Origin of the sequence: Brevundimonas sp. Leaf280 (assembly GCF_001422455.1) — a bacterium.
Taxonomy (GTDB): domain Bacteria; phylum Pseudomonadota; class Alphaproteobacteria; order Caulobacterales; family Caulobacteraceae; genus Brevundimonas.
Genome location: NZ_LMNC01000006.1, coordinates 57,778 through 76,437 on the forward strand (window position 1 = coordinate 57,778; position 18,660 = coordinate 76,437).

14 protein-coding genes are annotated in these 18,660 nt (G+C 65.5%); 10 read left to right on the forward strand and 4 right to left on the reverse strand.

What is annotated here, in order from left to right:
* Window positions 1-3: 3 nt before the first annotated feature.
* A complete protein-coding gene (locus ASF31_RS14770; protein WP_235551322.1) occupies window positions 4-1,917 on the reverse strand; it encodes a flagellar hook-length control protein FliK in 1,914 nt (637 codons plus the stop codon).
* A 389-nt stretch (window positions 1,918-2,306) separates the two neighbouring features.
* Here ASF31_RS14770 and flgK point away from each other — a divergent pair, with 389 nt between their 5' ends.
* The 9 genes from flgK to ASF31_RS11380 all read left to right on the forward strand — a co-directional run bounded on the left by flgK (window position 2,307) and on the right by ASF31_RS11380 (window position 12,856).
* Window positions 2,307-4,424 (forward strand): flagellar hook-associated protein FlgK, encoded by a 2,118-nt coding sequence (gene flgK / locus ASF31_RS11340; protein ID WP_055754755.1) that lies wholly within the window; start codon window positions 2,307-2,309, stop codon window positions 4,422-4,424.
* Complete coding sequence (locus ASF31_RS11345) at window positions 4,421-5,386, forward strand: flagellin (protein ID WP_055754756.1); 966 nt, start codon at window positions 4,421-4,423, stop codon at window positions 5,384-5,386. Before flgK ends, ASF31_RS11345 begins: the two co-directional genes overlap by 4 nt.
* Window positions 5,387-5,451: 65 nt before the next feature.
* Window positions 5,452-6,690 carry a putative DNA modification/repair radical SAM protein gene (locus ASF31_RS11350; protein ID WP_055754757.1) on the forward strand — a complete coding sequence of 413 codons (1,239 nt, stop codon included), beginning with the start codon at window positions 5,452-5,454 and terminating at the stop codon, window positions 6,688-6,690.
* Window positions 6,690-8,144, forward strand: coding sequence for a UdgX family uracil-DNA binding protein (locus tag ASF31_RS11355; protein ID WP_055754758.1), 1,455 nt, complete (start codon window positions 6,690-6,692; stop codon window positions 8,142-8,144). Before ASF31_RS11350 ends, ASF31_RS11355 begins: the two co-directional genes overlap by 1 nt.
* Window positions 8,145-8,372: 228 nt before the next feature.
* Window positions 8,373-9,488 (forward strand): ABC transporter permease, encoded by a 1,116-nt coding sequence (locus ASF31_RS11360; protein ID WP_055754759.1) that lies wholly within the window; start codon window positions 8,373-8,375, stop codon window positions 9,486-9,488.
* Window positions 9,485-10,261 carry an ABC transporter ATP-binding protein gene (locus ASF31_RS11365; RefSeq protein WP_039246447.1) on the forward strand — a complete coding sequence of 259 codons (777 nt, stop codon included), beginning with the start codon at window positions 9,485-9,487 and terminating at the stop codon, window positions 10,259-10,261. The genes ASF31_RS11360 and ASF31_RS11365 overlap by 4 nt, the downstream gene beginning before the upstream one ends.
* A gap of 12 nt (window positions 10,262-10,273) precedes the next feature.
* Complete coding sequence (locus tag ASF31_RS11370) at window positions 10,274-11,212, forward strand: MlaD family protein (RefSeq protein WP_055754760.1); 939 nt, start codon at window positions 10,274-10,276, stop codon at window positions 11,210-11,212.
* Window positions 11,209-11,859, forward strand: coding sequence for an ABC-type transport auxiliary lipoprotein family protein (locus ASF31_RS11375; RefSeq protein WP_055754761.1), 651 nt, complete (start codon window positions 11,209-11,211; stop codon window positions 11,857-11,859). The genes ASF31_RS11370 and ASF31_RS11375 overlap by 4 nt, the downstream gene beginning before the upstream one ends.
* Before the next feature lie 94 nt (window positions 11,860-11,953).
* Window positions 11,954-12,856: a hypothetical protein gene (locus ASF31_RS11380; protein WP_055754762.1), complete on the forward strand. Its 903-nt coding sequence runs from the start codon at window positions 11,954-11,956 to the stop codon at window positions 12,854-12,856.
* Between the two features lie 3 nt (window positions 12,857-12,859).
* Here ASF31_RS11380 and uvrA read toward each other — a convergent pair whose 3' ends face one another.
* The 3 genes from uvrA to ASF31_RS11395 form a co-directional block, all read right to left on the reverse strand.
* Window positions 12,860-15,805, reverse strand: a complete 2,946-nt coding sequence (uvrA, locus tag ASF31_RS11385; protein WP_055754763.1) for an excinuclease ABC subunit UvrA — start codon at window positions 15,803-15,805, stop codon at window positions 12,860-12,862.
* Between the two features lie 110 nt (window positions 15,806-15,915).
* Window positions 15,916-16,341: a group III truncated hemoglobin gene (locus tag ASF31_RS11390; RefSeq protein WP_156356026.1), complete on the reverse strand. Its 426-nt coding sequence runs from the start codon at window positions 16,339-16,341 to the stop codon at window positions 15,916-15,918.
* Window positions 16,342-16,435: 94 nt separating this feature from the next.
* A complete protein-coding gene (locus ASF31_RS11395; RefSeq protein ID WP_055754764.1) occupies window positions 16,436-16,870 on the reverse strand; it encodes a hypothetical protein in 435 nt (144 codons plus the stop codon).
* 175 nt (window positions 16,871-17,045) lie between these two features.
* Here ASF31_RS11395 and ASF31_RS11400 point away from each other — a divergent pair, with 175 nt between their 5' ends.
* Complete coding sequence (locus ASF31_RS11400; RefSeq protein WP_055754765.1) at window positions 17,046-18,656, forward strand: ABC-F family ATP-binding cassette domain-containing protein; 1,611 nt, start codon at window positions 17,046-17,048, stop codon at window positions 18,654-18,656.
* Window positions 18,657-18,660: the final 4 nt, after the last annotated feature.

The window sequence follows — 18,660 nt, forward strand, 5'->3', positions numbered from 1 at the left end:
GGGTCAGACCTTCAGATCGACGCGGTCAGGCGTCAGGGAATGGTTGATCCAGGCGCCGGGCGCCGGGACGATGGGAGCGTCGGCTTGGGCCGCCAGGCGAGAGCCGCCGGCGAACAGGGCGTTGCGTTGCTGTTGGCGCTCGAAAGCGCCGCCGCCCGCGGACGGATCGCGTTGCGAGAAGTCGAGCGCATCACCCGCGACCTGGAAGCCGGCCTCCTGAAGCTGGCGACGCAGTTCATCGGCGCGACCCTTCAGGTCGGCGGCGGCGGCGGGATTGTCGAAGGCCAGGCGAGCGGACAGTTGTCCGTCCTTGCCGATCTCAAGGCTGACATCGACGCGGCCCAAATCTTCGGGCGTCAGCACCATGTCGAACCGGGTCGAACGGCCTTCAAGCTTGCGGGCCATCTGCGCGGCGAGTTGGGCGGTGGTCTCGACGGTGGCGCGTGACAGGGTGGACAGGCCCTGCGCATGGCTGGACACGGCGGCCTGTTGCGCAGGCTGCGCATCGGCCGGCGCGGGGCTCGCGGTCTTGGCTTCGGGCAACGCTGAATCCGACGTGGCGACGGCAGCAATCGCGGGCTCGGCTGTCTTGGCGGATGGCGACGTCGGCTTGGCGGCGACTTCGATCGCGGCGCTAGAAGGGGTGGCGTCTTCGGTCGTCGCGGTTTGAACCGCAGGAACGGCGGTGTCCCCGGTCTGTTCCAGAGCGCCATGGAGATTGCCGCGCAGGGGCATGGCGGGTTGAAGCGCGGTCGGCGACGACTTCGGTGTATCGGATGGAGCCGCCTCTGCCAGGTGATCAGACGTGCCGGCCGTTTCGACTGTCAAAGACGACGCCGCTTCGGATATCGCAGCGACGACCTCGGCGGGGACAATGATCGACGGCTTGGGCGTCGTCGACGTGACGGCGATCTGGACTTGGGCGGTCGGGATCTGAGCGGCCGCAAGGGATTGAGCCATGGGCGAGGGAGCGGCTGGCTTGTCGGTGTTGGCGACAGCGGTCTGGATCGTGCTGGCCGCAGCGTCGAACGTGGCAGGCGCCGGCGGCGCTGCGTTTGTCGGACGAGGCGCTGTCGCGGCCATGGCTGGAGCGGCAGGCTTGGGCGAAACTGTCGGCTTCGAACCGTCGGTGGTCGTCGATGGCTGAGTAGGCTTGACCGGGGACTCGGCGGCCTCGACTTCAGCCGTCTTCGCCGCGGCGGGAGAAGAGGTCGACGCTTCGGTCGTCAGGATTTCGGAGAGTTCGGAAAGGACTGCTTGAGCGGTCGCGGCCGTTAGGGCGGCCTTCGCTTCAAGATCCTGGTTGGCAGGCGCCGGCGCAGTCTTGGCCGCCGGATCAGTTCCAGAACGAGAAGTCGTAGCGACCGTTGTCGTCATCGCCTCGGGCGCAACGAATGCGACTGCCGCAACATCTTTGTGAGCTTGTGGATCGAGAGGGGTCTCTGCTGCGTCCTCGGAAACGGCCGGCGAGCCCGCGACATCGAGCGACTGAGCGACCGGAACGGCCGGCATCGGTTGCGCGGCTGTAAACGGCGTTGCGGCGACAAGGCCAGAGCTATCTTCGTCATTCGCGGTCGTGTCCGTGCCGATCTGCCGCTCGTCGGCAAGGGAAGGCTGAGCTGCGGAGTCTGCGATCTCGCCCGAGATCGTAGGAATGGTATCGGTCGTCGGGGTCGGCGTGTTGGCGTCCGGCTCGGCCGCCATGGGCTGGGCCATGATGACGCCCAGCGACCGAGCGCCCGTCAGGCGGCCGGGCGTCATCCGCTCGACAGGCGCGCCGTGGACGCCCGTGTTCAGCGCGTCGGCGACCTTGCTGGAGAACAGGCCCGCATCGACTGCCTCTGCGCCCAGGGCGGCAGCCGACGTTCCGGTCGAAACCAGAGCGGCAGGCGCGAGCAGGGCGGAAGCGGTGGACATGGAAGCGCGGCGGCTTTCGTAAGGAGCGACGACGGCGCCTGCTGCGCCCAAGAGTTCGCCGCCCTCGACGCAAGGGTCGGGCCAAGAAAATAAGTCAGCAAAAACAATGCAAAGCATAGAGTCGGGGTCTGCGGATTCGAGGCGCGGCGGTCGTTATTGCCGCGCTCTCGCCACTTTTTGCCCGGCTTCGCGACGCCGCCGATCAGTGACATGCGGGATGCCTGCGCCCGATTGGCCCGACCTTTGCGCGTCTTTCCCATCATGACGACCGCCCGATCAATGATCCTGTGGAAAAACAACGCTTTGTGCGAGCGGGCGTGGCGCGTGGCTGGGCAAGAACTGCGCGTCGCGATGCAGCGGTTGCCGGGTAGGGCGGGAGAGACGCGTCAATGTCGCTGAACTCGATCATGAACATTGCGACGTCGGGGCTGAAGACCGCCCAGTCGCAGTTGCGCGTCACCGCCGACAATATCGCCAACGTCGATACGCCCGGATACATCCGCAAGGTCGCCGATCAGTCGGCCGCCGTCACCAACGGCTACGGTTCGGGTGTCGACGTCACGCGGGTGCGTCTGGCGACAGATCGTTTCCTGCAGGCCGCCAGCCTCAGCGCCGGGTCGGACGCCGCACGCCAGACCGTGCGCTATGAGCTGTACGACCAGATCCAGAATCAGTTCGGCGATCCCAGCAGCGACAGCAACTTCTTCGCCCAGGTCGACAAGCTGTTCGCCACCTATGCGACCCTGGCCGAAAGCCCGACGTCCTCGGCCGGGCGTCAGGATACGATCTACAAGACCCAGGCGATCTTCAATCAGGCCGCCGGCATAGCGTCCCAGATTCAGTCGGCGCGTCAGGAGGCGGACGGCCGGCTGCTGAGCGCGGTCGAGACGGTCAATCCGCTGCTGGAACAGATCGCCAAGCTGAACAAGACCATCGCCGCCGGTACGGTGACGAACGAGGATGTGACGGGCGCCCAGAACGCTCAGCTCGGCCTCATCAACGAACTGTCCAAATATATGGATGTAAAGGTCGAGGCGCGCTCGAACGGCGGCGTCACCCTGCGCACCAACACAGGCATGACCCTGGTGGGCGAGGGGGCGGCGACGCTGTCGTACAAGGCGGCTGGCACTGTGGACGCCATGACGGCCTTCTCGGACATCATGATCACCGAGCCCAGCGGAACGCGCTGGCCGCTGCTGGACGGCGTGTCGTCCGGTCAGATCCGGGGTCTGGTCGAGATGCGCGATGTCGATGCGCCAGCGGCCGCCGCGCGCCTGGGTGAGTTGACGGCCAAACTCGCGGACGAACTGAACCGCGCCCATAACGCAAACAGCAGCGTTCCTGCGCCGTCCACCCTGACAGGGCGCAACACCGGTCAGTCGCTGGAGAACGCCCTGACCGGCTTCACCGGCACGACGACCATCTCGGCGGTCAATGCGTCGGGCGTGGTGCAGGCCTCGGCCCGGATCGTCTTTTCCGGCGGCACGATGACGATCAACGGCGCCGCCGCGGATCCGACCACCTTCCTCAGTGTGCTGAACGCCCAACTGGGCGGCACGGCGACGGCGAGCTTCTCGGACGGCCAACTGCGCCTGGACGGGGCGGGTGGAAACGGCGTGGCCATCGCCGACGATGCGACGTCGCCCAGCGCCAAGGGCGGGCGTGGATTCTCGCACTGGTTCGGCCTGAACGACCTGGTCGCCACCACGACGCCGACCTTCTACGAGACGGGCCTGACCCTGACGTCTCAGCACGGGTTCGATCCGGGCGAGAGCCTGACCTTGCGCTTTGCCGGTTCGTCCGGCGCGCGTCTTCGCGACATCACCGTGTCCGTTCCCGCCGGGACGGGCACGATGGGCGAGATGTTGGGCGCGCTGAACGATCCCATCACCGGCGTCGGCCGCTATGGCGCCTTCAGCCTGGATGCGACGGGCAAGCTGTCCTTCAAGGCCTACGACCCGTCTGCGACGTCGATGGGCGTGGTGAACGACAATACGACCCAAGATCCGACCGGCGTTTCAATGTCGCAACTGTTCGGCCTGGGCGCGACGGGATCGACCCGGGCCGGCGCCTATTCGGTGCGCAGCGACATCCAGCAGGACCCCGGCAAGCTGGCCTTGGCGCAGCTGAACCTGTCGGCGGCGGCGGGGACGCCGGCGCTGAGCAAGAACGATGGGCGCGGCGGCCTGGCGCTGGGCGATGTGGGCAAGACGAACATCGCCTTCGCCGCAGCCGGCGGCAATGCCGGTGGGACCAAGACCCTGTCGTCCTATGCGGCGGACTTCGCCGGCGAGGTCGGCGGCAAGGCCTCGGCCGCCAAGACACGCAGCGAAACGGCAAGCGCTCTGGCCAAGGAGGCGGACAGCCGCCGCACCTCGGCCGAAGGCGTGAACATGGACGAGGAACTGGTCAACATGACCACCTTCCAGCAAGCCTATAACGCCTCTGCGCGCCTGATCCAGGCGAGCAAGGACATGTACGACGTACTGATCGGAATCCTGCAATGACGCGCGTTGCGACCCACGGGAACTACCAGTCGGCCTTGCTCAGCCTGATGAACGCGCAAGGCCGCGCGCAGCAGGCGCAGGAGCGGATCGATAGCGAGAAGATCGCCACCGACATGTCCGGCTATGGCCGGGGCGCCGAACAGCTGACAAGCCTGACGTCGACCCAGGCGCGACTGGAGGGCTTCATCTCCACCGGCGAGGCCGTGAAGGCGCGGCTGAGCGCCCAGGATCTGGCCATGAGCCGCATCTACGAGGGCGGTAATGCGGCGCGCGAGGCCATCGCAAACAGCCTGGCCGCCGGGCGGATCGACAATCTGATGGTCGAGCTCGGTCTGAACTATCAGACTGTGCAGGGGGGACTGAATGCGGAACACCAGGGCTCGTACCTGTTTGCGGGCGGCCAAAGCGACATCGCTCCCGCCACGGCCGCGACCATGGCCGATTTGACGGCGGCGGCGTCCACCGCCGCGACCTTCGCCAACGACACCTTGAAGCAGAAGTCGCGTATCGACGAAAAGACCACGGTCGAGACCGGGTTTCTGGCCAGCGAGATCGGCGGGCCGCTGACTGAGGTGTTTCGCAACATTCAGGCCTTCCAGAACGGCGCGGCGGTGACCGTCGGCGGCGTAACCTATACGCCAGCCGGCGCGGGCACGCTGACGGGACAGCCGGACGCCAACGTCACCGCGTTTTTGAAGGCGCAGATGGGCGAACTGGACAAGGCGAATGCGGGACTGACGAACCAGACGGCCAAAAACGGTCTGATCCAGAACCACGTCGAGACGGCGCTGGACGCCCAGGAAAATCAGAAGACCGCCCTGCAGAAGATGATGCAGGACAAGTCCGGCTATGATCCGGCACGGGCGATCACCGATCTGCAGATGGCGCAGGTGGCGATCGAGGCATCGGCCCAGATCATCAACTCGCTGAAAAGCACGTCGCTGCTCAATCTGCTGCGTTAAGTCGTCGCTTCAAAAAGAAAACGGCAACGCTGGACCAAACATCGTGCTGGAACGTACCATGAACGATGGCCCGTCTCGATCTGCGTCGAAAACTCTCCGTTCTGGCTGACGCCGCCAAATACGACGCCTCGTGTTCGTCGTCCGGAACGTCGAAACGAAACTCCGTCGACGGCAAGGGGATCGGCTCGACCGAGGGCATGGGTATCTGTCACGCCTATACGCCCGACGGTCGATGCATCAGTCTCCTCAAAATCTTGCTGACCAACTTCTGCATCTACGATTGCGCCTATTGCATCAATCGCGTGTCATCAAATGTGGAGCGCGCGCGCTTCGATGTCGACGAGGTCGTCGACCTGACGCTCAACTTCTACAAGCGCAACTATATCGAGGGCCTCTTTCTGTCGTCGGGCATCATTCGATCCGGCGACTATACGATGGAGCAGCTGGTCCTGGTGGCCAAGACGCTGCGGGAAGTCCACGATTTCCGAGGTTATATTCATCTGAAGCTGATCCCGGAGGCGGATCCGAAGCTGGTGGAGATGGCGGGTCTGTACGCCGATCGCCTGTCGGCCAATATCGAACTTCCGCGCGACGAGGCGCTGGCGCGACTGGCGCCGCAAAAGGACGTCGGGGTCATCAAGAAAGCGATGAGCCAGGTGCGTCTGGGCGTAGAGGCGGCCAAGCCGGCCAAACGCGAAAAGATCAAACCGCCAAAGTTCGCGCCGGGCGGCCAGAGCACCCAGCTGATCATCGGCGCCGACGGCGCGCCGGATACGGAAATCCTGGATCGCAGCGCCTCGCTCTACGGCGGTTACGGCCTGCGCCGCGTCTATTATTCGGCGTTCAGCCCGATCCCGGACTCCAGCTCGATCCTGCCGTTGTCCAAGCCGCCGTTGATGCGCGAGCATCGGCTGTATCAGGCCGATTGGCTGATGCGGTTCTATGGCTTCTCCGCGCCGGAGATCGGCGAGGGGGCATCGAATGGCATGCTCGATCTGGCGGTCGACCCCAAACTGGCTTGGGCGCTGAACAAGCGCGAGCAATTTCCCGTCGATGTGAACCGTGCGCCGCGAGAGATGCTGCTGCGGGTGCCGGGGCTGGGCGTGAAGGCGGTGGACCGGATCGTCTCGGTGCGCCGCTATCGGACCCTGCGGCTGGAGGATGTCGGACGGCTGACGCGATCGGTGGCGAAGATCCGGCCCTTCATTACGGCGCTGGACTGGACGCCAGGCGGTCTGACGGACGCGGCGGACCTCAAGGCGCGCGTGACCAGCCGAGCGCCCGAGCAGTTGAGCCTGTTCTGATGGCGGTGGCGACGCTGGACGGTGAGACCGACTTCGACGGCTGGCGGAAAGCGGCGCGCGCGTTTCGATTGGCGGGTGTGGAGCCTGCGGCGGCGCGGTTCGTCGTGGCGGGGACGATGGAACAGGGCGGGCTTTTCGATCAGCCGATTGCCGAAGAGGCGTCGCCGACGCCGGATGAGCGCAGAGCTTTCAACGTCCCGAAAGAGTTCGTGGATCTGGCCCAGAACCTGATCCTGCATCGATCCGCTGACCGTTTCGATCTGATGTACCGACTGCTGTGGCGGCTGAAGGATGAGCCGGACCTGATCAAGGTCATTTCGGATCGGGACGTCGCCGACGCGCTGGAGCGGGTCAAGAATGTCAGCCGGGCCTCGCACAAGATGAAGGCCTTCGTTCGCTTTCGCCAGGTGCATGACGACTTGGGCGAGGCCTGGGTGGCATGGTTCGAGCCGCCGCATCGGGTTCTGGAAAAGACCGCGCCGTTTTTCCAACGGCGGTTTACGACCATGCGCTGGTCGATCCTGACTCCGGATGGTTCGGCCTTCTGGGATGGAGAAGCCCTGCGGTTCGGGCCGCCGGCAACGCGCGACATGGCGCCGGCCGAAGACGAGATCGAGGATTTCTGGAAGACCTACTACGCCTCGACCTTCAATCCTGCGCGCCTGAAGGTGAAGACGATGCAGGGGGAAATGGCCAAGTCCTATTGGAAGAACCTGCCGGAAGCCGCCCTGATCCCGGAATTGGTCGCGGCGTCGTCGGTTCGAACCGAGACCATGGTCGCCACGCCGTCTCCTCAGCCCAATCCGCGTTTTGCGCGCGCCGTCGCGCCAGACCTGCATCTGGCGCGTCCCGACGCCGAGGCCGTGCCCGAAAACCTCGACGATGTCGCCAGCGGCGTTCAGGCCTGCCGCCGCTGCCCTCTATACCGCGACGCGACGCAAGGCGTGTGCGGGGAGGGGCCGAAGTCGGCGCGTCTGATGATCGTCGGCGAACAGCCCGGCGATCAGGAGGATCTGGCAGGCCGCGCCTTCATCGGGCCGGCGGGACAGGTGCTGAACGCAGCCCTGGCCGAGGCCGGCATTGATCGATCCGACGTCTATGTCACCAACGCGGTCAAACACTTCAAACACGAGCCGCGCGGCAAACGTCGCCTGCACAAGACGCCGAATGCGGGCGAGGTTCAGGCCTGCCGCTGGTGGCTGGACTCGGAGCGAAGGCTGATCAAGCCGCAGGTCGTGCTGGCCCTGGGGGCGACGGCGGGTCTGGCGTTGCTGGGTCGCAAGCCGGCTGTGATGCAGGAACGCGGCGCGCCGATCGACCTGAGCGACGGATCGACCGCCGTACTGACGGTCCACCCCTCCTATCTGCTGCGTCTGTCGGACGAGGCGGCGAAGTCCGAGGCGAGGCGGTTGTTCATTGAAGATCTGGCGGCCGTGCAGCGTCGTATGAGGTGACGCGAGAACGAATCCCGTTCGGCCGCGTTTGGCATCAGCGCCAGCGTGACCGTTGGACGTTTCATCGGGGGAGGCGATCTCGACACGGTTGATCGACAAACATCCGCGCGAATGTCATCGCGCGTTGACATCGAATGCCGGCTTGACCATTAGCGCGGCAGAGATTTCGGCTGTCTGTTCAGAGGGTCAGGGGAAAATCGCGATGTCAGACCGGTCTTCAGGGGCGCGATGAACACGGCCGCATACGAAATCGTCGATAGAGATGGCGAGGCCCGTCTGCGCCTGACCGGCGACTGGACGACCACGGCGCTGGGTCGTCTGCCGACAGAACTGAGCCGCGATCTGGAAGGCCGCGATATCGCCAGCATCGACACCTCCGATCTCGGTCGCTTCGATACCGCCGGAGCGCTAGCCTTAGTGCAGGCCTCAAGCGGCCGCCTTTCCAAGAGCCAGTGGAAGGATCGACCGGAGGCTGGTCGCATCTATCACATGATCGAGCTTCTGGAGCGCCAGAGCGCCCCGGCGCCGAAACGCCCCAGCGCCTTCGTGCGCACCTTCGCCAAGATCGGGCGCGGCGTTTACGATTTCGGCGGCGAGGCCATGTTGTCGCTGGCCTTCCTTGGTCGGTTGATGGCCGCCGTGGTGGAAGCCGCCAAACATCCCGGCGGCATCCGTTGGCCGGCTTGGGTCAGTCAGGCCGAGCGCGCCGGGCTGGACGCCATTCCGATCGTAATGATCACCAACTTCTTCATCGGCGCCGTCATCGCCTTCATCGGCGTGGATTTGCTGACCGACTTCGGCGCTCAGGTGTTCGCCGTTCAACTGATCGGCGTCGCCATGTTCCGTGAGTTCGCGGTCGTCATCGCCTCCGTCTTGTTGGCTGGACGTTCGGCTTCGGCCTTTGCGGCCGAGATCGGATCGATGCGGATGAACCAGGAGGTCGACGCCATGCAGGTCATGGGCGTCAACCCGTTCCAGGCCCTGGTGATTCCGCGCGTCGCGTCCCTGGTGCTGATGCTGCCGCTGCTGACCTTCATGGGCATGATCGGCGGCCTGGTCGGCGGTCTGGTCGTGTGCTGGAGCTCGCTGAATCTCGGTCCGTCCTTCTTCTTCCAGCGTCTGGTCGAAGATGGCACCATGGCCCAGCATCTGATGGTCGGTCTAGTGAAGGCGCCGGTCTTCGCCCTGGTGATCGCCGCGATCGGCTGCCGTCAGGGCATGTCGGTCGCCGGCGATGTCGAAAGCCTGGGCCGGCGCGTGACGGCCGCCGTGGTGCAAGCCATCTTCGCCATCATCTTTCTGGACGCGGTGTTCGCCCTGGTCTTCCTGGAGCTGAACATATGACCGAGGCGCCAGAAAACCTGATCGAGGTGCGCGGCCTGTTGAGCCAGTTCGGCGAGCGCACCATCCACGAAAACCTCGACCTCGACCTGGTGCGCGGCGAAGTCTTGGGCGTCGTCGGCGGATCGGGCGCGGGCAAGACCGTGCTGCTGAACACCATCATCGGCTTGAAGGAGCCGGAGGGCGGGTCGGTGAAGGTGCTGGGTTACGACCGGGCGAACCTGACTAAGGCCGAGGCGGCCGACATCGAGAAACGCACCGGCATTCTGTTCCAGCAGGGCGCGCTGTTCTCATCACTAAGCGTCCTTGAGAACGTGGCTTCGCCTTTGGTCGAACACACCAAACTGCCCAAATCGGTCATCTATGAACTGGCCGAACTCAAGATCGCCATGGTGGGCCTCAAGCCCGAGCACCACCACCTGAAGCCCGCCGAGCTGTCGGGCGGCATGAAGAAGCGCGCCGGCCTGGCGCGTGCGCTGGCGCTGGACCCGGAACTGGTGTTTCTGGACGAGCCGACGGCGGGTCTGGATCCCATCGGCGCGGCCGCGTTCGACGATCTGATCCGGCAACTGGCGGACGACCTGGGTCTGTCCGTCTTCATGATCACCCATGACCTCGATACGCTCTACGCCATCTGTGACAAGGTGGCGGTGCTGGCGGACAAGCGGGTCGTGGAAAAGGCCACGGTGCAGGAGCTGGAAGGCTCCGACCATCCGTGGATCAAAGAATATTTCCTGGGGCCGCGCGGACGCGCAGCCACCAAGTCTGCCGCCTGAGGAGAGCGGATCATGGAAAGAGACGCACATTACGCCGCCGTCGGCATCGCCACCGTCGCCCTTCTGGCGGCCCTGGCGGTGTTCACCATCTGGCTGGCCCGGCTGCAGTTCAACAGCGACTACGACATGTACGACATCGTCTTCTATGGGCCGGTGAATGGCCTGTCCGAAGGCGGCGAGGTGCATTTCAACGGCATCCGCGTCGGCGAGGTCACTGACCTGAACATCGACACCAAGCGCGGCGACCAAGTCATCGCCCGTGTCCGCGTTGACGGCACGACGCCGGTGCGCGTCACCTCGCGCGCGCAGCTGGAGCCGCAAGGCATCACCGGTCTGAACTACATCCAGATCACCGCGGGCTCGCCCAACAGCGCCCTGCTGAAAGAGCAGTATCCGGATAATGTCGTGCCCGTGCTGCAAAGCCAGCCGTCGCCGATCGCTGAACTGTTGAGTGGTTCGGGCACGGTGCTGGCCCAGACCGTGGATGCGCTGAACCGGATCAACCGCGTCATGTCCGATGATAATATCCGCAGCTTCTCCACCAGTGTGAAGAACGTCGAGGCCCTGACGACGGAACTGGAAGCCCGCAAGGCCATCTTCCAGCAGTTGGAAGAGGCCGTGACCAATGCCAACGCCGCGGTGAAGGAATATCAGGCCCTGGCCGTCGACACGCGTCAGATCATCAATACGGACGGTCGCCAGGCCATCGCCAATATCAACTCGGCGACGGCGGAGGCCCGCACGGCGATCGCCTCGGCCAACCGTTCGATCACGGGTCTGGAGCGTCCTTTGGGTGACTTTGCGACGACCAGCCTGCCGCAACTGACCGGCACGATTGAAGAGCTGCAAGACGCCACCCGGTCTCTGCAATCCCTGATCGACGACGTCCGCGCCAGCCCGCGCGACTTCATCGGTCGTCCCCAATCCAAAGAGCTGGAGGTGCAGCCGTGATCCTTCGTCCTGTCCTTCGAATGGCGGCGTCCGCCGCTGTCCTGACCGCGCTGAGCGGGTGCGCCCTGCTATCCTCGCCGGACCCGGTGCAGAACTATCGGTTCGGCCTGCCGATGGCCGCGCCGTCGGCGGTCGGCGACACGCCGGCGCCCCTGACGGTATCCATCCGCCGCATCGAGTTCCCTGATGCGACCGGCGACGACAAGATCCTGGGCGTGACGGGGCTGGAAACAGCCTATATCGGCGGCGCACGCTGGGTGTCGCCGGCCTCGACCCTGTTCGACGACAGCCTTAAGGCGGCCTTCGCCAACCGCGCCGACCGCATTCGCGTGCTGGGTCGCCGTGAGCCGGGAACGCCGCCTTTGGTGCTGCAAGTCACGGTCACGACGTTCGAGGCGCGATACGCCGCGCCGGGCGCCGTGCCGGATGTCGTCGTGACCGCGCGGGCGCAACTGCGCTCCACCCCGGAACGGCGCGCTGGCGGCGGGACCATTCGTCCCGAGGAAGGCCGCTCGGTCGAGCGGGTGTTCACCGTAACCCAACCCGCCGGCGACAATCGCGTGTCCGCCATCGTTGCGGCCTTCGACACCGCGACGCGCGACATCAACACCCAGATCGCCGACTGGACGATCGCCTCCGCGAACTGAGGCGGTCGAACGCATGACGCCGTGACGGCGGCGGTGCGGGACGTAGGCTTGCGGATGCGCTAGGGTGCGCCGCGAATCTGCTCCCGGAGTTGTCATGAGTTTTTCCGCCACCGACGCGGCCTTCGAAGGCTTCCGAGTCGTTCGCCGGCATCCGATCGTCGCGGTCGCCTGGGGCCTGGTCTATCTGGCCGTCTATGTCGCCATGTTCGGCCTGGGCGCAGACAAGTGGGCTAGCCTGATGGCGGCGGGTGAAGCGCTGGAACAGTCGGCCAACCCGTCGATGGCGGAGTTTCAGGCCTTGGGTCAGACCTATGCCGGAGCCCTGATCTGGGCCGCGCCCATCGGCCTTCTGGTCGGCGCGGTGCTGAGCGCGGCCGTGGCGCGCTCGGTCTTGCGGCCGGCCGAGTCGTCGTGGGGCTATCTGCGCCTTGGCATGGATGAGGTCCGCGTTCTGGCGGTCAGTCTGATCGTCAGCCTGGCTGTCGGTCTGGCGTCTGGCGTCGGCATGATGGTGGTCGGCGCGGCCATCGGTTTCGGCGCGGCGTCGGGTCAGGCGCTGCTGATCTTGGCCGGCGTGCTGCTGATCTTCGCCGTCTTCGCCCTGATCGTCTGGCTGGCGATCAAGTTCAGCCTTGCGGTGCCGATGACGATCGATCGCCGCAAGATCACCATCGTGGAATCGTTCGCCGCCACCAAGGGGCATTTCTGGTCGCTGCTGGGCATGGCCGTGATCGCCATCATCATGTCCCTGATCGTCAGCATCCTGGGCATGATCATCGGCGCAGCCGCAGACCTCGCCACCGGCGGCATCCAGACGCTGGCGCGCTTCGACGGCGAGGGACTGGGTCAGATCCTGATGCAGGCCTGGCCGGCGATCCTGGTGTCGTCGATCGTCAACGCCTTCCTCGCCGCGCTGCAACTCGCGGTGCTGTATGCCCCGTTCGCAGCGGCCTGGAATGGGCTTCGAGGCGGTCAGCCGACCGACGTCTTTTCCTAACGATCAGGCCGACGCCTTCACCCTTTTCTTTTTAGCCGGAGCATCGACGGAACCGCCCAGGGCCGCAACGCGCGCCTTGCGGCGGTCCTCGTGCCGATCCAGCACCTCCTTGAGGTATTTGCCGGTCCAACTGGCCTTGTTGTCCGCGACCTGTTCGGGCGTGCCGACCGCAACGATCTCGCCGCCGCCGTCACCGCCCTCAGGTCCGAAGTCGAGCAGATAGTCGGCGACCTTGATGACATCGAGGTTGTGTTCGATCACCACAATGGTGTTCCCGGCCTCGACCAGTTCCTGCAGCACTTCCAGCAGCTTGCGGGTGTCCTCGAAGTGCAGGCCGGTGGTCGGCTCGTCGAGGATGTACAGGGTGCGGCCGGTGGCGCGCTTGGACAGCTCCTTGGACAGTTTGACCCGCTGGGCCTCGCCGCCCGACAGGGTGGTCGCCGGCTGGCCGACCTTGACGTAGCCCAGGCCGACCCGTTCCAGCGTCAGCATCTTGTCGCGGATCGGCGGCACGGCCTTGAAGAAGCTGGCGGCCTCCTCGACGGTCATGTCCAGCACGTCCGAAATGGACTTGCCCTTGAACACAATCTCCAGCGTCTCGCGGTTGTAGCGTTTGCCCTTGCAGACGTCGCAGGTGACATAGACGTCGGGCAGGAAGTGCATCTCGATCTTGATGACGCCGTCGCCTTGGCAGGCTTCGCAACGCCCGCCCTTGACGTTGAAGCTGAATCGGCCGGGGCCGTAGCCGCGCGCCTTGGATTCCGGCAGGCCGGCGTACCAGTCGCGGATGGGCCCGAAGGCGCCGGTATAGGTCGCGGGGTTCGAGCGCGGGGTGCGGCCGATGGGCGACTGGTCGATGTCGATGACCTTGTCGAAATGCTCCAGGCCTTCGATCCGATCAAAGGGGGCGGGGGCCTCCGAGGCATTGTTCAGGCGACGCGCGGCGGCCTTGTACAGGGTTTCGATGGTGAAGGTGGACTTGCCGCCGCCCGAGACGCCGGTGATGCAGGTGAAGACGCCGACCGGGATTTCGCCGGTGACGCTCTTCAGATTGTTGCCGCTGGCGCCGCTGATTTTCAGCATCCGCTTGCGGTCGATGGGACGACGGCCGTCGACGGGAATTTCGATCTCGCGCTCGCCGGTCAGGTATTTGCCGGTCAGGGACTTGGGGTTGGCCATGACCTGGGCCGGCGTACCCTCGGCGCAGACCTGTCCCCCGTGAACACCGGCGGCCGGGCCCATGTCGATGACGTAGTCGGCGGTCAGGATGGCTTCTTCGTCATGCTCGACCACGAGGACCGAGTTGCCGAGATCGCGCAGGCCCTTCAGGCTTTCCAGCAACCGGGTGTTGTCGCGCTGGTGCAGGCCGATGGACGGCTCGTCCAGCACATAGAGGACGCCGGTAAGGCCCGAGCCGATCTGCGACGCCAGGCGGATGCGCTGGCTCTCGCCGCCCGACAGGGTGCCTGAGGACCGCGACAGGTTCAGATAGTCCAGGCCGACGTTATTCAGGAACCGCAGCCGGTCGCAGATTTCCTTCAGGATGCGCCGGGCGATCTCCATCTGCTTTTCGGTCAGATTCTCTTCCAGCGTCGAGAACCACAGATAGGCCTTGGAGATCGACAGGGTGGAGATGTCGGCGATGTCCTCGCCGCCGACCTTGACCGCCAGGGCCTCGGGCTTCAGCCGCTTGCCGTGGCAGGCGTCGCAGGGCGTCTCGGATTGATAGCGGGCCAGTTCCTCGCGCACCCAGGCGCTGTCGGTCTCGCGCCAGCGGCGCTCCAGGTTCGGCAGCACGCCCTCGAACGGCTTGGAGACCTCGTATTTGCGGGCGTTGTCGTCATAGACGAACTTGATCTTTTCCGATCCGGTGCCGTGCAGGATGGCCTTGTGCGCCTGGGCTGGCAGGTCGCGCCACGGCTTGTCCATCGAGAAGCCGTAATGGAGGCTCAGCGACTGCAGCGTCTGGGTGTAAAGCGGCGACGGCCCACGCGCCCATGGCGCCACGGCGCCCTTGTGCAGGGTCTTGTCGCGGTCCGGGATCACCAGATCGGCGTCGAAGGCCAGCTTGACCCCCAGGCCGTCGCAGACCGGGCAGGCGCCGAAGGGGTTGTTGAATGAGAACAGTCGCGGCTCGATCTCGCTGATGGTGAAGCCGGACACCGGACAGGCGAACCGCTCCGAGAACAGGATAGAGCGCGGCGCCGTCTCACCTTCTGCGGTCGAGGCCCATTCGGCATTGGCGATGCCGTCGGCCAGACCCAGCGCCGTCTGCAGGCTGTCGGCGTAGCGGGCTTCCTGATCCGGCTTGGTGACGATCCGGTCCACGACGATGTCGATGTCGTGTTTGAACTTCTTGTCCAGCGTCGGGGCTTCATCGATCGGATAGAATTGCCCGTCGATCTTCAGCCGCTGGAAGCCCTGGCGCTGCCACTCGGCGATTTCCTTCCTGTACTCGCCCTTGCGGCCGCGAACGACGGGGGCGAGCAGCAGGATGCGCTCACCATCGGGCAGGGCGACCAGCTTGTCGACCATCTGGCTGACGGTCTGGCTCTCGATCGGCAGGCCGGTTGCCGGCGAATAGGGCACACCCACACGCGCCCACAGCAGACGCATATAGTCGTGGATCTCCGTCACCGTGCCGACGGTCGAGCGCGGGTTCTTGGACGTAGTCTTCTGTTCGATGGAGATAGCCGGGGACAGGCCTTCAATCAGATCCACGTCCGGCTTGCCCATCAGCTCCAGGAACTGGCGGGCATAGGCCGACAGGCTCTCGACATAGCGGCGCTGGCCCTCGGCGTAGATGGTGTCAAACGCCAGCGAGGACTTGCCCGACCCCGACAGGCCGGTCATCACCACCAGCTGTTCACGCGGAATGTCGAGATCCACGCCCTTGAGGTTATGCTCGCGGGCGCCGCGAACGCGGATGAAGTTGTGCTTTTCGGTCATGCTGTCCGGAGAACGCGGAGGAGGGCCGGCGGGTCCGGCGCGACATCGCTATATGGGGACGAATTGTGTGATTGAAGCAAGAACAATGTAGGAACATTGCTGCTGACGCATCAATCCGGCGTCCACGTCTGCGTGGGCCGCACGAAACGCTCGCCCTTGGCCAGAAGCACGCCGCTGGCGTTGGCGACGCCCAGTTCCAGGCTTTCAGCGATGCGGCGGGCGCGTTCAATGAAGTAGTCGGCGGCGATGGGCGGACACAGGGTGCGCGCGGTTTCGGCGAACAGCTCCAGCCAGCGATCGAAATGCCGCGCATCAATGGGAAGGGGCAGGTGTTTCGGCATCGGCCGGCCCTGATAGACGCCCGTGGACAGGGCGACGGACGACCAGAACAGCTTCATCTGCGCTAAGTGCGGCGCCCAGTCGGTGATCCGGTCCGCGAAAATCGGGCCGATCAGCGCATCGTCGCGGACGCGGGCGTAGAAGCCTTCGACCAGGGCGTCGATCACGGTCTCGTCGATACCTGTCTCGTCACGCAGGCGCTAAACGGCGGCCTCGCGCCGCGCGGCGGCGCCGGCGGGGTCTTCGATGCGGAAACGGGTTTGCATGACGGCTGGTCTAGACGCCGTCAGCCTATTGGTCGAGAAAGTCGCCGGCGTTGAACGACAGGATGCAGATGGCGTCCGCGCCCGTCGCGTCGGTCGAGCAGGAATCGACTCCGAACAGGTCGGCCTCGACCCTTGCGGTCGAGCGGAAGATGCGGCCGTCACGCTGGAATGTCGATCCGATCTTCTCGCTCCAAGGGATCAAGGCCGCAGCAAAGGCGGCGGCCGGCGCGCCCGTGCAGGTGAACAGGATATATTCTGCGGCGTCCCCGTTGTCCGCGCGACGATAGGCGTCTGCTGCGGCAGCCTGCTCCAGGCAGGCTGCGTAAAGCCGTGCGTTGGGCGTCGGCGCCTGGGTCGGCACGGCGCTGTAGTTCGGGGGTGTAGGCGGCGCGTTCGGCGCGGTGGCGCAGGCGGCGCAAGCGAGGGCCGACACGATGGCGAGGGTGATGACGGTCTTCATGATTGTCTCCTCAACACCAAGCTTCTCACGCGGCCGTGTTCGACGCCAGACTTGCGCATTGCGGGATTACGACCCATCCTCCCTGTTCTGACGCGTTTTGCAGAAGGTTTGACGATCATGATCATCGCATTGGCCACCGGTTCCGCCCTGTCCGCCATGCTGCTCGTGATCCTCAATGCCAATCAGCCCAAGCCGAAACGCGTCCCCGTCCGCACTCGCGACACTCGACAAGGTCGCCGCTAGGACGCCGGACAGCGCCACACTATTCGACAATCTGAGCCTGACGTTCGGGCCTGAGCGCACCGGCGTCGTCGGTCGCAATGGCGCGGGCAAGAGCACGCTGCTGCGCCTGATCTCGGGCGAAGCCGCGCCGGCTGAGGGGGTAGTCGCGCGAACCGGAACGATCGGTGTCCTGGATCAGCGCTATGAGCCAAACCCCGGTGAGACCGTCGCTCAAACCCTGGGCGTTGGAACGGCGCTGGCTGTTGTGGCACGGGTTTTGGTGGGGCAGGGAACGGCTGACGATCTGGCCGAGGCGGACTGGACGCTGGAGACTCGTCTTGACGAGGCCCTAAGAGATGTCGGGCTGCCTGACCTGGACTACGAACGCCTGACGTCGAGTCTCAGCGGGGGCGAGCAGACGCGGTTGCGGCTGGCTGGATTGAGGCTGACCCGGCCCAATTTGATCCTGCTGGACGAGCCGACCAATCATCTGGATGCGCAGGCGCGGGCGCTGGTCGCCGATGTCATCGAGCGTTGGGACGGCGGTGTCGTGGTGGTCAGCCATGATCGCAACCTGTTGCGCCGCATGGACCGAATCCTTGAGGTGTCGAGCCTGGGCGTCGCCAGCTACGGCGGCGGCTATGACGCCTATGTCGAGCGAACAGCGCTGGAGCGCGAGGCGGCGACGCGGAGTCTGGCCGAAGCCCAACGCGAACTCACGCGTGTCGGCGCCGAGGCTCAGCAGCGCGCGGAGGCTCAGTCGCGCCGCGACGCCGCCGGCCGTCGCAAGGCCGCCAAGGGCGACATACCGAAAATTCTGCTGGGCGCCCGAGCCGAGCGCGCTGAAAACACCGGCGGGCGCGGCGGCTTGCTGGCCGAACGTCAGGCCGCGGCCGCGCAGGACGCCTTGGCCTCAGCCCAGGCGCGCGTAGAGCGAACGCGGACGCTGGCGATCCCGATGCCGACCACCGGCCTGCCGACTGGACGAGCGGTGCTGACCTTGGACCAGGCCGGCTGGGCGACACCTGAGGGGCGGACGATCGTCGGGCCGGTCGACCTGAAGCTGGTCGGGCCGGAACGGGTCGCGATCACGGGACCGAACGGCGCGGGCAAGACGACCTTGCTGCGGCTGATCACCGGCGATCTTTCACCGACCACGGGCGCCGTCGATCGGCCTGTGCGTGCGGTGTTACTGGACCAGGAGGTCAAGATCCTGCACCCGGACGAAACCCTGGTGGAGGCGTGGCGACGGCTGAACCCGCAAGGCTCGGTCAATGACGCCCAGGCGGCGCTGGCGCGCTTCCTTTTTCGCAACGCGGCGGCGCAGCGCCGGGTCGGTGAGTTGTCAGGCGGCGAGCGGCTGAGGGCGGGTCTGGCCTGCGTCATGACGGGCGCGACGCCGCCGCAGTTGCTGGTGCTGGACGAGCCGACGAACCACCTCGACCTGGACGCCATCGCGTCGGTCGAAGAGGCGCTGAACGCCTATGACGGCACCCTGATCGTCGTGAGCCACGACGTGGATTTCCTTGCGACGCTGAAGATCACGCGCACGGTCCAGCTCTGAGGTC